This is a genomic window from Paenibacillus cisolokensis (assembly GCF_050481165.1).
Lineage (GTDB): Bacteria > Bacillota > Bacilli > Paenibacillales > Paenibacillaceae > Paenibacillus_AH > Paenibacillus_AH cisolokensis.
The window spans coordinates 1-16,129 of sequence record NZ_JBCNFP010000108.1 but is presented as its reverse complement, the minus strand read 5'-3'; the positions used below and the strand labels follow the sequence as shown (position 1 = coordinate 16,129).

Here is a 16,129-nt window from a genome sequence, read left to right as displayed (position 1 = left end):
AAAACTTTTCACTGTCCAGTTCCAATTATACTTCCTCGAAATATTGAAATAGTCGAAAAAAGATATTATTTTGCATCATCGTGCATTTTATCTCATTATAGCAGCGATATATGATATAGAAAAAAGATAATCTGTGAAGAGGTGAGCGAATATGGAGTTTAAAAGAATCAAGGTGAACAACGATTTGACCGTCGTCGGGGGAGGAATGCCGGGAATTTGTGCGGCGATTCAGGCTGCACGACTGGGGCTAAAAGTGGCACTAATCAATAACCGAGGCTATTTGGGAGGGAATGCCAGCCCGGAATGTAGAGTGAATATAGCGGGAGCAGATGGTGCGCAAGAATTTAACTTTTATGCGCGTGAATCGGGCATTATGGAAGAACTGAGGTCGGAAAACCTGTATCGAAATCCGCAAGGTAACCCTTATCTTTGGGAAACTGTGCTTTTGGATTTTGTGATGCGGGAGGAAAATATTTCACTGTATTTGAACACCAATGTGGACGAAGTTGTAACCGATAATCAAGGTCATATCCGGTATGTGTCGGGTTCGCAAATCGGGTCAGAACAACGTTTTGAATTTTACAGTCCATATTTTCTGGATGATACGGGAGATGGAACCGTCGGATATTTGGCGGGCGCAGAATACCGTGTCGGTCGTGAAGGAAAATCGGAGTTTGGCGAACGAATCGCACCCGATGAGCCTGACGATCACGTATTGTTAAGCACGCTGGCTTGGTACTCGAAAGATACGGGACGAAAGTCTCCGTTTGTCCTACCCGAATTTGCCAAAAATCTGGATGTGGAAAAAGCGCTGGAATATCGAGAAATACCGGAGCGAATGCCTGGCAACACCCGTTATGAAGGATACCGGATGCAGTGGTTCTATGAGGTCGGATACGGGAAAGATCAAATTCGTCAAAGCGAAGAAATCATGCAAAACCACAGAGAACTCGTATACGGAATATGGAATCATATTAAAAACAGCGGTAAATATGATTCGGAGACCTACGATCTGGAATACGTCAGCAGTGTTCCGGGAAAAAGGGAATCCAGGCGTTTGATGGGAGACTATATTTTGACCGAAACGGATATTGTGGAACAAAAAGACTTTGATGACGCTATCGGTTACGGAGGCTGGTCCATTGACCTGCATGCTTTGGAAGGATTTTTCTCCAAAGATATGACGACCCGGCATTTTGTTCTTCATGGGGTGTATCCGATTCCATACCGTTGTTGCTACTCCAGGAACGTCAATAATTTGTTTGTGGCGAGCCGTTGTATGTCTGCATCCCATGTAGCTTTCGGTTCCACACGGGTTATGGCCACGCTTGCGGTTTTGGGACAGTCGTGCGGAGCAGCCGCGTATCTGTGCAAGAAATATCAGGTGAATCCGAGACAAATTTATGAAAACCATCTGTATGAACTTCAACAATTGTTGCTTAGAAACGATCAATTTGTAATCGGAAAGAAAAACGAAGATGAACATGATTTGTGCCGGAAAGCTTCGGTTTCTGCCAGCTCCGTACAACGGTTTGCTTTAGAAACGATGGATTACAGCATATCGCTGGATGGGACTTTCGGTTTTATCGTACCGGTAAAGGAGTCGTTGTCCCAGATTGATCTTCAGCTGCAAAGTGACACGGACACGGAAATCCAATATTCCGTTTATACAACAAAAAAGAGGCAAAATTATGGCCCGCAAGTTAAATTGTTTGAAGGTTCAGTCCATGTACCTAAAAGCAAAACGTTCGATTGGATTTCCTTGCCGATTCATTGCAGCACAGACACCGGAAAAGTGTTCATATGGATTCATAAAAATCCTGACGTTCGGATGGGTATGTGCAACGATGAAATCAACGGGCTGTTTTTCCTTGAGCAACAACCGTTAAACCGACGCACAACGTTTTGTGATATCGACACATTGGAAGTTAAAAAAGAAATGTGGAGGATCACCAACGGTTTACCGTGTTTTCGTACGACGCCGGAACAATCCATTTATGGTCCGGAAAATCTGAACAACGGATACAACCGGAATTATGGACTGCCAAATTTGTGGCTTTCGGAACCATCAAGCGAAAACGAGTCAATCACCATTCAATTTGAAGACGTGAAGTCGATTAGCCAATTACATTTGGTGTTTGATTCCAACTTAAATTATTTGTATGATAATCTCGAAATATACCATAATTTTAATGTGTTCCCTACATTAGTAAAAGATTACACCGTTTATTTCAAGTGTGAAAGCGAATGGGAACCCCTGATTTCAATTCAGGACAACCACCAGCGTGTCAACCGGTTAACGTTTGATCCGATTGAAACCTCCGAAATTCGGATTGTGTTCCAAAATACAAACGGAGCCAAACGTTATGGGGTTTACGAGATTCGGGCCTACAGTTGATGTAATTGGTTTGCACCGAGCGTACATGGAAAACTTTAATAAGAGTGATTCACGCTTTCGGAAAGGTGGTTCGTGTATCACCATGATACGGATCATCCAGGATTTAAGCGGACGATAATCTAATGAACATACGCTGCTGATAGGCGATCAAAACGAAATCAAGAATCGGATTCTAGCGCATTATGAAGAAAGTGAACAACGCAAGGAAGTCCATGGGAGAACACTGAATCAGATTGAATTTGACAGTCATCAAAAGGTGCATGTGTTGGCGCAGCCTGGCTGGATCGGCTGCGTCAACATGTGACCGACACGTCAAGTGACTCCTTCGGTCGCAAATTCCCCACAATTCGCATCTCCCGTCTTACGCATTTGCGCATATATTTCCTCAGTCAACCCAAACAATAATGAAACAATATTTCGAAAAAGTTTTACAAAAGAATATTTATATAATATAATCATATAAAAACGGAACAAAAATCGTGAGAATAGTCATCCATCCAAAATATCGCGGGTCTTTTCTTGATGTAAGAACGCTGCTCTGTAACGGGAAGACAGCGAGGTGAAGCATGGTGCATGGGCCTTTCGAAAAGGGAATTTAAGAAGCCGTTGGAAGGTCTGGTTGTTTTGGAATTCAGCGAACATTTGGCCGGACAGATTGCCGGATTGCGGTTGGCCGATTTGGGCGCAAGAGTGATCAAGGTCGAATGTTTGAATACACAAAGGCGGAAAACAGAGTTTTTTTCTACATATAACCGCAATAAAGAAAGCTACGCATTTGAGTTGAACGATCATGGCCAACGGTCATTGGAACGATTGCTGGAGAAAGCTGATGTATTGATCGTGAGTCTTACCGGGAATGGTTTGCAGGAATGGCAGCCGGAAGTTGAGCGTGCATTTGGATGTCAACCTGGAATCATTTATGGGCGAATCACTGGATACGGACAGGATGAATGGAATGCGACGGATGAATCTCAAATTACTGAACGATTGGATGACGATCTATTTATACAATCGTTTGCAGGGATTCCATGGTTAAACGGTGATCGTGATGATCCACCCATTCCGTTTCCTCTTTCCGTCGTGGAGAAGTTGACTGCTGTCAATCTCGTTCAAGGCATTTTGGCTGCGCTGGTTCGTCGTGCCACCTGTTCAGGAAAAGGTATGCAAGTGGAAGTCAGTCTGTTGGAGTCGGCGATTGATTTGCAATTTGAACTGATCACCACATTTTTGAATGATGGAAGAAAATTGCCCGAACGAAGTCGAGTCAGCAACGCTCATGTATATCTTGCGGCACCGTATGGGATTTACGAGACCAAGGCAGGATACTTGGCTCTCGCGATGGGGTCGGTCATACAGTTGGCGAAATTGTTGAATTGCGACACCCTGTTGCCATATGCCGACCCGGAAAGCTGGTTTACACAACGGGATGAAATCAAACGACATTTGTCCGTTCATCTGAAACAAAAGACAGCGTCCGAATGGGTTTCGTTGTTGGAAAAAGGCGGCTATTGGTGCATGCAAGTGCAAACAGTGAATGATTTGTTGGATCATGACGCCTTTCATGTTTTGAACATGGTGCATCCCGTAGAGGATTCATACGGTCAAATGAACAAGGCGTTTCGTTGTCCGATCCGAATTGACGGAAACCTTTTGGTCTCGCCGAAAGGGCCTCCGTCTTTGGGAGAGGATACTACTATAATAGAGCATTCGCTTTGTCAAAGTTGATGGTGTATAACTCCGTTCATTAACCGTTTTCGTTTCTCCGGTTTTTCGATTCGCCAAGGAGGATTTCATGAGTCATTGGCCTTTACAAGGAATCGTGGTGGTGGATTTCAGCCAGTTTTTGTCCGGTCCATATGCCAGTCTGCGTCTTGCCGATTTGGGGGCGCGGGTTATTAAAGTAGAACGGCCCAACGGAGGAGATATCTGTCGATATTTGTATACATCTAATCTTGAAATGGACGGAGACAGTTCCTTGTTTCATGCCATTAATCGGAACAAGGAAAGTTATGCAGCAGATTTAAAAAATGAGGATGATCGAAAAAAAATAAGAGCTTTGCTAAAGAAAGCCGATGTTGTCATCCAAAATTTTCGTCCAGGTGTAATTGAACGTCTTGGTTTTGGATATGAACAAGTGCGCGCCTTAAATCCGCGTATTGTCTATGGATCAATTAGTGGTTATGGGAAAGAGGGGCCGCTGGCTTCAAAGCCCGGGCAAGATTTACTTGTGCAATCTTTCGTAGGGTTTCCCTGGCTGGTAAATGATACATTTCCCAAACCGGTTCCCTACGGTTTGCCCATAGCAGATTTGATTACAGGGGCCTATTTGGCTCAAGGCATTTTGGCGGCACTGGTGCGACGGTCCGTAAGTGGGGAAGGGGCATTGGTTGAAGTCAGCATGTTGGAGTCCATGCTGGATTTGATGCAAGAAATGATGCTTGATAAACTCCAATCGTCGTCATTACCGATAGACAGCGAACGAAAAGGAAACAGGTCTGCACGAATGCCTGCAGGTATTTATATGACGAAAGATGGTTTTATAGCACTCGGGTCGATTTCCGTTTCCTGTTTGGTTGACGTATTGAAACGTATGGGAGAACTCCAAGAAGGACAAAAGGAAGATTTCGAAGAGATTGTAAAATTGTTGAGTCAAAAGTGTTCTTCCCATTGGATAAGGAATTTTCGTCAATATGGCGTTTTTTGTGAACGTTTACTTGATTGGCGGGAATTACTGCAGCATGAAAAGTTCAAAGCATTGGATATGACGATGGACATTTCTTTGTTCAATCATACGAAGATGACGATGCTGGCTTGTCCGTTGCGACTGGACGGACATCGACCGTATTCCGTAAAAAGAGCACCAAAGTTGGGAGAACACAACCGTTCTATTGACCTTTGTCTGGCCGGAGAGGATCTTTCATAGAGCAATTATCTTTTTAAACAAAATATAAAAATGAATGTGGTGTTAAAAAATGCAATTCAATGGAATGACCTGGTCACATGAAAGAGGATTGAATCCGTTGGTCGCAGCTTCACGCGTTTTTCAGGAGAGAGAACCGGGGGTACAGATCCGATGGGATGCGCGCTCATTATCCGATTTTGAACTTTATCCACTCGAGTTGCTGGTCGATCAATACGATTTCCTTATGATTGATCATCCGCATATCGGCACCGCTGTGGCGAAAGGGCTGTTGCTTCCACTCGATGAACTGATTGAAGAGGAATTTTTACTTGATCAAGCTCGGCATTCCACCGGATTAAGTTACGCCAGTTATACATATAACGGGAAACAATGGGCGCTTCCCGTAGATGCTGCTGCACAATTTAGTGCATATCGCAAAGACTTGATCGATTCCAACAAAATGTTCGTTCCGAGTAACTGGAATGAAGTGCTCGAATTGGCGAAGCAAATGCCTGCCGGCCTGACCATTGGAATGCCCTTGGTGCCGGTACATGCTTATTCTTCATTTTTCACACTCTGTGCGCAAATCGCTGGACGAGCTTATTGGAGTGAGGCGTTGGATCTTCCTATCGAAATTGGCGAACAAGCGTTATCAATCATGAAGGGGCTGATGCCCTTCCTTCACCCTGCATCGGTTGATTGTGATCCGATCGGCATGCTTGACCTGATGGGAACGAAGAATGAAATTGTCTATATACCGCTTATATATGGTTATGTCAATTACGCAAAAGAAAAGTTTCGGTCACATGTGATCACGTTCGACAATATACCTTCGGATTCCGGCATCCCTTCTGGAAGCATGATCGGAGGTGTCGGCCTCGCCATTTCTTCCAGGTGCCGTTACAAGGAACTGGCAGCGGATTTTGTCAAAATGGTGGCTTCGCCATCGTTTCAACGAACGACCTATTTTATGAATGAGGGACAACCGGGTCATAAGACGGCATGGTTGGACAGCGAAGTGAACCGATTGTGCGGAAATTTTTTTAAAAACACGCTGGATACCATGATGCACGGTTCGTTGCGTCCCCGCTTTGATGGATACATCCTGTTTCAGGAGCAGGCCGGGCATCTGATCCGGGAAGTTTTAATAAACCGATCATTTGACGGAAAGACGGTGATCCGAAAGTTGAATGAAATGCATCGGGTAGCAAGAGCCGGTTGATATTCGTATGCGAGGGGGGAAGAATATTGAACTTGTTGGATGGAATTGTCGTTCTTGATTTCAGTCAATATTTGGCGGGACCGGTGTCAGCACTTCGTCTCGCTGATTTGGGCGCCCGCGTCATTAAAATCGAGCGGCCGGGAAAAGGAGATGGAAGCCGACGGTTGACGTTATCCAATCTGCGGGTTGACGGGGAAAGCACCGTATTTCAGTGTATGAATCGCAACAAAGAGAGTTATGCGGCGGATTTGAAAAACCCGGACGATTTAGAAAAAGTTCGAAGATTGGTACAAAGGGCAGATGTCATGATTGAAAATTTTCGGCCGGGTACGATGGAAAAATTGGGGCTTGATTATGATTCAGTGAAGCAGCTAAATCCGGGAATCATCTATGGCAGCATTACGGGTTACGGAGCGGATGGCCCTTGGAAAAATAAACCGGGGCAGGATTTGCTCGTTCAAGCGATGTCCGGGCTTGCATGGTTAAACGGAAACCGGGATCAGCCACCACTTCCGTTCGGTTTGGCGGTTATTGATTTGCATACCAGTTCCATGTTTGTCCAAGCCATACTGGCACTGTTGTATCAACGGAATACCACCGGAAAAGGGGGATATGTGGAAATCAGCTTGATGGAAGCGGCGCTGGACTTTCAATTTGAGGTTCTGAGTGCCTATTTGAACAGTGAAACACCCCAATTGCCTGCCAGAAGTGAAGTGCACAACGCGCACGCTTATTTGGGAGCGCCTTATGGTATCTACCAAACCAAAGACGGACATCTGGCTTTGGCAATGGGATCGATTGTGGAACTGGGAAATCTGTTGCAATGTGATGAATTGTCAGCATTTTCAGATGAAAAATCGTGGTTTGAACGAAGGGATGAAATCAAACGAATCCTGGTTCGTCATTTGAAAACCAAAACCACTCGCGAATGGCTGGATATGCTTGAACCGGCTGATTATTGGTGTGCGGAGGTGATGGATTGGGAGCAGGCGTTGAATCATGAAGGGATAAAAACGCTGGACATGTTTCAGGAGGTGATGCGTTCCAGCGGCGCGATCTTCAAAACCACGCGTTATCCTGTAAGGATAAACGGACAAGTATTGAAACATGCCAAAGGAGCCCCCAACGTGGGGGAAGATACGGAACAAATTAATCGTTCGTTTCAAATTGGCAATTCCTGAATCGGCACATTGATCATCGTTAAACCTTGAAATGGAGAATAAACGGTGAAAACAAAAGCAATTCATTTTGAAGTATCGAACCGTATCGCCACAATTACACTTTGCCGTCCTGAAAAGTTAAATACCGTAACGCGCGCCATGGGGGAGGAATTGACCAGACTCGGTCAAGAGATCAACTGTTCCCCCGATATCAGAGTAGTTGTACTGACCGGTGAAGGAAGCAAAAGTTTTTCGGCAGGCAGCGATATGAAAGTGCTGGATGATTATGGTACACCTTGGGAATTGCGCAATCGGGAAGATTACTGTATGGCTATCCGTAACATTCGCAAACCGGTCATCGCCATGATCAATGGTTATGCTATCGGCGGCGGTCTGGAGCTTGCCCTTCATGCGGATATTCGGATCGCCTCGGATCATGCTGCTTTCGGTGCCGGCGAGATTAAATGGGGGTGGATAAGTGGCAGCGGATGTACCCAATTGTTGCCCCGTTTTGTCGGCGCAGGGAAAGCGGCTGAAATGATCTTGACAGGCAGGGTTTTAACAGCGGAAGAAGCGTTCCGATACGGATTGGTGGAGCGGGTTGTATCGCCTGACAAGTTGAAGGAAACCGTTTACGAAATGGCAGAAACGATTGCCGGTTACAGCCCGATTGCTGTAGAAAGCGCGAAACTTGCCTTGAGAGCTGCCATGAATATGCCATTAGATGCGGGGCTGCAATACGAAAACAGTTTATTTTCGTTTTGCTTCACAACAGAGGACAGCAAGGAAGGCAAACAAGCGTTTCAACAAAAACGAAAGCCGGTTTTTAAGGGCAAGTAAAATGAAGACATGAAAAAGGGGCAACCAGAAATGATGAAATTCCATAAAGACGGGATGGATCACTATCATTTGTTCATTGATGGTAAATGGGTGGAATCGAAATCAGGAAAGTGGATTGAAGTACAGAATCCAGCCAATGAACAAGTGATCGCCAAGGTGACGGATGCGGACAAGGATGATGTTCAAGCTGCGTTGCAATCGGCACAACGGGCTCAACAAGCTTGGCAAGCGATGCCGTCTGTACAAAGAGCGGAATATATTATGAAGCTGGTGGAAGCGCTGCGGCAAAAAAGGGACTATTTCGCCAGGTTGCTTGTCATGGAGCAAGGTAAAACGTATGGAGAAGCCCTTGGTGAAGTTGATGATACGATGGCTTATTTCACATTTGCAGCGGAATCGGCCAATAAATACAAGGGCGATCTCTTGCAACCGACTCATGAAGACGAACTGGTTATGGTACAGAAAGTGCCTTACGGCGTCACGGTCGGTCTATGCGCCTGGAATTATCCTCTGGCTTTGGTCGGACGCAAACTGGGGCCGGCGCTTGTCACAGGTAATACGATGATTATAAAACCACATGAACTTACGCCGATTGCATCACTGGAATTTTTCCAGCTTATTCACGAAGTCGGTTTTCCGCCAGGCGTTGCCAATATCGTGACAGGCAGCGGTACTGAGGTTGGCCAGATGCTGGTTACCAGTCCTATAACGAAACTGGTTAGCGTGACGGGAAGCGTGCGAGCCGGTCAAGCGATCTACAAATCGGCAGCGGATAACATCACCGCTCTATCCCTTGAACTTGGGGGTAAAGCACCATTTATCGTCCTTGAAGACGCGGATGTCGATTTTGCCGTTGAAGCTGCGGTAAATGCAAGGTTTACAAATTGCGGCCAGGTTTGTATATGCAACGAGATGGTTCTTATTCACGATAAAGTCGCTGATGAATTTACAGAAAAACTCGTAAACAGGGTGAAAAAGCTTAAAGTGGGCGATCCATTCGATCCTGAAGTGAATATGGGGCCCAAGGCCAGCCCTGGCGATCTGGATAAAATCGACCGCATTGTCCAGGAATCGGTGGCAAAGGGCGCGAAGGTTGCAATTGGAGGAAAGCGGCCGACCGGTGGCATTTTCGATAAAGGATACTGGTATGAGCCGACTGTATTGGTTGATGTGAAACCGGATATGGCAGCCGCCCGGCAAGAGATATTTGGACCGGTGTTGCCAATTGTCAGAATTTCCGGTTTTGAAGAGGCGATTGAAATCGTTAATGCCAGTCCCTACGGATTATCCGCTTATCTGTTTACAGAAGACTACAACAAAATGATCCATGCGACGAACGTTTTGCAGGTTGGCACGGTGTTTCTGAACCAGAACATGACCGGTTGCATCAACGCCTATCATGGTGGACACAAACTGAGCGGAATCGGCGGAGAAGACGGGGAATACGGCATCGAAGGTTATTTGCAAAAACGGACGATATATATGCGGTATAAACGATTCAACCAGACAAACGGAAACAGCCAGGTGGACGAGAAACGATAAAATCGTCAGACGCAGATGCCCGAATCGGCAAGACTCACGTTTGTCGCAGCATGATTCGGGCATTACCAAAGCGTTGACCGGAAGGTCACTTTTGCAGTTGCAAGCTTGATCCGACATCCTCTGCAATATTCAACAAGTGATTGTCAAGGCAGCGACAAAATCGATGCATGAAAAATGAAAGAAGGGAGATTCTTATGGAAAAATTGAAGAAATCAAGAAAATTTATGCATATTTTGCTGGCAGCAGCCTTGGTGGTGATGGCTGTTGTCATTCCGCCAGACAATCGGGTATTTGCAGACGTGAATGATGATGACTTGCCAGAGCCTATCAGGATTGACAAAGCGGATTTCGATACGATTCCAGATGTGGCCCATTATTACAAAGAAAAATACGGAGAAGATGCGGTCAGCTATTATGAAAGCGTTAACGGTGAAAGAAGAATCCAACGCATCAATTTCTTTCAATATCCAGAAGGTGACTATTTGGAGGTAAATGGAGAAGTCATCCTTGATATTCCGGCCAGAGACGTCAGGATATGGAGACTGTTTGGCGACGTCCGGTTTGAGGGATCGGCATCAAGGGAGATGGAACTTTATATTATCGATCCCAATGGAGTGGAAACCCAGTGGACCATTTTCAAAAACGGCGGCTGGACTGATGGTAAAACGGGCCTGTATACGAACTATACCCAAATGGGGTTCCAGGAATCCAATCCGTCGGAGAGCATCACCCATCCGTGGTTGCTTAAAGATGAAAACGGTAACATCATCTATGAAGGTTACCAGATGAAAATCGTTGGGAATGGCACACTTCGAAGCATTTATCACTGGGAAGAAGAAGGGATACCTCTCGAATTTGATGTTTCTGCCTGGACTGTGTTGGGGGAAGATAAACCTGTATTGCCTGTCACGGTTTCCGTTTATGCCGATATCAATTTGAGTATGAACGGCGTGAACAAATTGCCGGAAGAAGTGTTCAAACGATATCATGCAAACAGCGGCCCCATTGGTGTAGAGCAAAACAGCGGCGCGGTCACGCTTCTGGATGAAGCTTATCATAAAGTAACGAAAGATTGGGGCTTCATCCCGGGACGGGGAGCGTTTCATTTCAGTTTGCTGAACAATTATGCCGGCTTGAAGGAAGACCCGAACAACCTTGGGTATTCGGATTTCTCGGAAGTTTATGAAGTCTACGCGAAAAATCCGGATGCCATCAAAAAATTCGACAGTTTGTATCCGACAGTCGGCAAGGATTATGTCCTCACACTGGATGGTTGGCCGCGATGGACCTGGGAAGATCCGGAATCCAACGGATCTGAACATTTTGGAACACCTGCTTACGAACATTTTGATGCCGCCGCAGACGCTGCAGCCAAAACCATTAAGAGCATTGATACCCGATTTGACGGAAGAGGGCCGAAGTATGTCGAAGTGAAAAACGAATCGACCATTCCGCAAGAATGGTGGTTTTTCGTGACCGAACCGGACAAGGCATGGGATTATTTGGCGGAGTTTCATAACAAAGCGGCTAACGCGATCAAGAGCGAGAACCCGGACGTTTTGGTGGGCGGCCCCAGCAGCGCATTCATGTATTTGGAAAAAAACGACTTCCAGGAAGCCAGAGAACAACTGGAATTTATGGATAAGACGAAAGATACACTGGATTGGTATTCCCATCATTTTTATGAGAATTCACGGCTGATCATTCATGACCGCGAAAACAACCCTGACGGGTTTTTGAGCGGTAGGTTGGAAGCTGTTCTGGATTTGTTGAACGCCCACATGGTGAATACGGACAACGTAAAACCAATTTATATCACCGAAGAAGGCACATATAATACAGCTGGAACAGACATTGATTACTTCCAGAAGCTTGTGGCCTTTAATGGTTATATGTTGCGATTCATGGATTATTCCGATTCCATTGGCATGTTGGTTCCATATTTGTATCCGGTTATTAACTGGAAACCGAATGCGAATAACACGTTCTATCGCTACACCGATTCCACTTTGACCGGATTGCAGGAAGAGATGACTCCGCTTGAAGCGTATGTAGATATGTGGAAAGATTATCGGGGCGCGTTTTTGCTGACACAAGACGATAATGACCGCGTATTTGCCAACGCCGTTCGTTACAATGACACCGTGTATGTAGCAGTGCACAATTTGAACGCTCAACGGGTCAATCTTGACTTGAACGTATACACTGGCGATGCGGAAATTGCGAGTGTAAAAAGGAAACATTTCTTCCTCGAGAAAGGTGTGCTGACGTACGAGGAAGAAACGGTCAACGACCTTGATAACGTCTATATGAGAGTACAAGAGATGAGCGTATTCGAAATTAAGCTGGACCGCTCGCCCGAGTTTAAGCAAACATGGGAACGGAAGTTTTTTTACGCTCCTCAGGAATTGCAACCTACCAGCAAGAATGAGGCAATTCAATTTACCATAGCTACGCAAACAAATCAGTTGAAGCGTTCCACCTTGCGAATTGGTTTCGGGAAGAGCGGAAGCGGTTTTTCCGGGGATATGACGGTGGAAGTCAACCCGGGTACCGAAAGCGAGCAACGTTTTTATCTGGATCTGGAATGGACCAATAAACCCGGAGACCTTCTGACCTTCGCCGAGTTTGAACTGGATCCGGACAACGTTTTATCCCAGAATACGATTGATATTGCGATCCCTGAAGACGGCGGATACATTACAAGTGTCCAATTGATCAACTATTACGAAAAAGAAGCGCCGATTGGTGCGGATACCTCGTCATTAGTACAACCGATTGCGGATGCAAAGGCGAAACTGAATTCAATTGCTGTTTCGGAAACGGGAAGTGAACTTGAACCGGGTACAGAATGGGTTCAGCCGTATATTCATGACACGCTCAGTATTGAAGTTACCAAGGCGGAAATTGTGAAAAATGACCGACTTGCCACACAAGAAGAAATCACGCGTGCCGTAAACAATCTCGAATTTGTCATGCAGATTTTTGAAGAAAACACGAACATCAGAGGGTCATCAACCGGCATCAAAGGAGCCAAAATCTCCTTTGAAGACGAAGAAGAAGCCGACTATACGTATGATTCTAATCTCATCAACGTAACGATTGGCCCGGAAGGCGCCACAGACGGGGGCAAGGCACTCAAGGCAGAGTTTACGGAATTTATAACTTATGGATGGGATTCGAGCGGAGATTATTCAGCAACCATCGACTTTACCGCGTCGGAAGAAGGTTGGAATCTGGACAGCGGACCGATTTCCTTCGATGTAACGAACCTGGAAAATGCTGCAACCCAGCTGCGCGTAGATGTCGAGGACGCATACGGCAACAAGGGGATGTACTATTTCACTATTTCGCCAAATGAAACACGGTCGATTGAAATTTCAGAATTTGGCCAAACGGATGCCAGTTGGTTGACAGACGGTTATTCGGCCAGATCGAAGGCCATCGACACGACGAATTTGAAAAAACTGCGATTTTACGTGTTTGTACCTGAACAAGCGCCGTTGAACAAAGCAACTCTTGCCTTTGACAACATTGTAATCGGAGTGGTTTCAAACGATTCAGATAACGGGAATCAATCCGATAACAATAACACTGCGCCAATAACACCTCCTGTATCCGATGCAAACAACCTGGATATTTTAATTAACGGGAAGAAAATACCAAATATTTTCCGGGTTGAATTTGAAAAAGTGGGAGACCAAACGACAACAACGGTGACGGTCAAGAAACAATTGTTTGATAGCATCTTAAATGAAATGGATGAAAATGCTTTAATCACTATACCGATTACGACCGAATCTGATGCTGTGTTCGTACATTTGGACGGCGAAATATTGGACGGATTCAATCAAAAGAACAGTACGATTGAAGTGGTGAGCGGCCGGTATTCCTATAAGCTTCCAGCCAAACAACTTGTAACAGACGAAGGTAGTTCTCCGGAAAAGGTCGAGTTTGTGATAAAGATTAACAAAGCGGATGTTGAAACAGAAAAGACATTAGAAAATCTGTCCAAACAAAACGGGTTCTTAATCGTTGCACCACCGGTCAACTTCGAAGTTAATTACACTTATGAAGGCAATACTGTTGAAATCACAAAGTTTACTGAATATGTAGAACGAACCATTTCACTTCCAGAAGGCGTTGAACCTTCAGACAACTTAACAGGTATCGTAATTGAAGATGACGGAACGATCAGGCAAGTTCCTACGCGGATTGAAGAAGTCGATGGCCAATATTATGTTGTCATGAGCAGTATGACCAACAGTGTTTACACGGTTGTCGAGAAACACGTGGAATATCATGACATGGAAGGACACTGGGCAGAAAACGTGGTTCATGACATGGGATCGAGAATGATCGTTTCCGGAGTTGATGCAAATCATTTCGAACCGGATCAATTGATCACTCGTGCAGAATTCGTCGCAATGGTTATTAATGCATTGGGATTGGAGAAAACGCAAGGGAACAATGAATTCAAAGACGTAAATAGTCAGGATTGGTATAATTCATTCATAAATACAGCGCTTGAGTACAATTTGATCAAAGGTTATTCAAGTGATCGGTTCGGTCCCAATGACCCGATAACTCGTGAGCAAGCCATGACCGTAATTGAAAAGGCGATGAAGTTGACAAGACTGGAGGTCGAGCTGGATTTGAACGATGTGGATACCATATTGTCGGGTTTCGCAGACGGAGAGATGACGGCGCCGTATGCTAGATATTCTGTCGCTTCGGGAATTAAGGCAGGTATTTTGCATGGCAGATCGAGTGACATCCTCGCACCGAAACAATACGTTGGAAAAGCTGAAGCAGCCGTTATTGTTTGGAGACTTCTGGAAAAATCAAACCTGATTTCACAGCTTTAAATCCAGAAAACCAAAGTTCCTTATAAACGGCCGCAGTTTTGTCACATGCAGATCGTCAGCAGCGATTAGAACGTACCTGGTTTCAGTAAGCAAGCAGGAAATACCCGCGTACAAAAAGAATGGAGACCGCGCTTCAAGGAATAAAGAAGTGTGGTCTCCATAGATTGCCGATACGTTGTGACAAAGAAGCGAACCACCAATCATGTGTAAATGATGATTTGCGGATATACGCTAATATCTTGCAAGAATTAGGAAGGGATTCGAATCGTGAAACCCAATTTTCTGGTATTCGTCGTGGATCAGATGCAGTCGCGAACGTTATCTTGTCATGGTCATCCCGACGTGAAAACGCCGAATATTGATCGGTTGGCGCGGGAGGGCGTATCGTTTACCCGCGCTTATTGCAACAATCCCGTATGTATGCCGTCCCGAGCGTCGCTACTGACCGGTTTGACGGCTCGTCAACACGGCGTTTTGACGAATGGAATCGCGTTGTCCGAACACTTCCCCACTTTGCCGGGTGTTTTGTCGGAACACGGTTATCGGACACATGCCGTAGGCAAACTCCATCATCAACCGATCGGATCGGTAAGCAGAGAAGAACAAATGGAATTTTCCTGGGAAGGAATGAAGTTTTGGGAATCGGGAGAAATCCGGTCTATCCCTTCGGGATATTATGGATACCAATCCGTGGACTATGTTGGAGGCCATGTGACCTGTTTCGGTGATTATTTAAGGTGGTTGGAGCAGGTATATCCCGGAGGCGGCAAGAAATTGTCAAAAGAGGGCGCTTATTATGCGGATGACAAGATTCCGATGAGTTGGCGGATTGATTTGCCCGAGGAATACCATTACAATCACTGGATTGCAGAGCGAAGCATTGACTTTCTGGAACAAATGAGCCAACAGGATCAGCCGTTTTTCTTGTGGTGTTCGTTTCCCGATCCGCATCATCCGTTTGCTGCTTGCCGACCATACAGTGAAATGTATGATCCGGCTTCGCTCACCTTGCCCGAACATTGGGACGTCGAAGAAGACGGCATCTCATGGCTTAAGGAACGGAGAAACATTCACCCCGATTATACGTCATTCGATGAACATGATTTGCGGGAAATATTGGCTCAGACCTACGGCATGATCTCACATGTAGACAAAACGATTGGCGAAATCACCAAAAAGTTAAACATGAAATCGGAA

9 protein-coding genes are annotated in these 16,129 nt (G+C 45.5%); all 9 read left to right on the top strand.

The features are described from left to right. Positions 1-151: 151 nt before the first annotated feature. Positions 152-2,398, top strand: a complete 2,247-nt coding sequence (locus ABEV74_RS17720; protein WP_430148038.1) for an FAD-dependent oxidoreductase — start codon at positions 152-154, stop codon at positions 2,396-2,398. A gap of 573 nt (positions 2,399-2,971) precedes the next feature. Further along, a complete protein-coding gene (locus ABEV74_RS17715) occupies positions 2,972-4,123 on the top strand; it encodes a CaiB/BaiF CoA transferase family protein (RefSeq protein ID WP_430148035.1) in 1,152 nt (383 codons plus the stop codon). A gap of 67 nt (positions 4,124-4,190) precedes the next feature. Continuing rightward, positions 4,191-5,321, top strand: coding sequence for a CaiB/BaiF CoA transferase family protein (locus ABEV74_RS17710; protein WP_430148033.1), 1,131 nt, complete (start codon positions 4,191-4,193; stop codon positions 5,319-5,321). 49 nt (positions 5,322-5,370) lie between these two features. Next, positions 5,371-6,522 (top strand): ABC transporter substrate-binding protein, encoded by a 1,152-nt coding sequence (locus ABEV74_RS17705; RefSeq protein WP_430148030.1) that lies wholly within the window; start codon positions 5,371-5,373, stop codon positions 6,520-6,522. A gap of 26 nt (positions 6,523-6,548) precedes the next feature. Beyond that, complete coding sequence (locus ABEV74_RS17700) at positions 6,549-7,703, top strand: CaiB/BaiF CoA transferase family protein (RefSeq protein ID WP_430148028.1); 1,155 nt, start codon at positions 6,549-6,551, stop codon at positions 7,701-7,703. A gap of 45 nt (positions 7,704-7,748) precedes the next feature. After that, positions 7,749-8,522, top strand: coding sequence for an enoyl-CoA hydratase/isomerase family protein (locus ABEV74_RS17695; protein WP_430148025.1), 774 nt, complete (start codon positions 7,749-7,751; stop codon positions 8,520-8,522). Positions 8,523-8,552: 30 nt separating this feature from the next. Continuing rightward, positions 8,553-10,064: an aldehyde dehydrogenase gene (aldA, locus tag ABEV74_RS17690; protein ID WP_430148022.1), complete on the top strand. Its 1,512-nt coding sequence runs from the start codon at positions 8,553-8,555 to the stop codon at positions 10,062-10,064. A 194-nt stretch (positions 10,065-10,258) separates the two neighbouring features. After that, the gene (locus ABEV74_RS17685; RefSeq protein ID WP_430148019.1) at positions 10,259-14,932 is read left to right on the top strand and encodes an S-layer homology domain-containing protein; all 4,674 of its coding nucleotides are present in this window, start codon (positions 10,259-10,261) and stop codon (positions 14,930-14,932) included. Between the two features lie 267 nt (positions 14,933-15,199). Next, positions 15,200-16,129 (top strand): sulfatase family protein (locus tag ABEV74_RS17680; protein ID WP_430148016.1); only part of this gene is annotated, 930 nt, incomplete at its 3' end.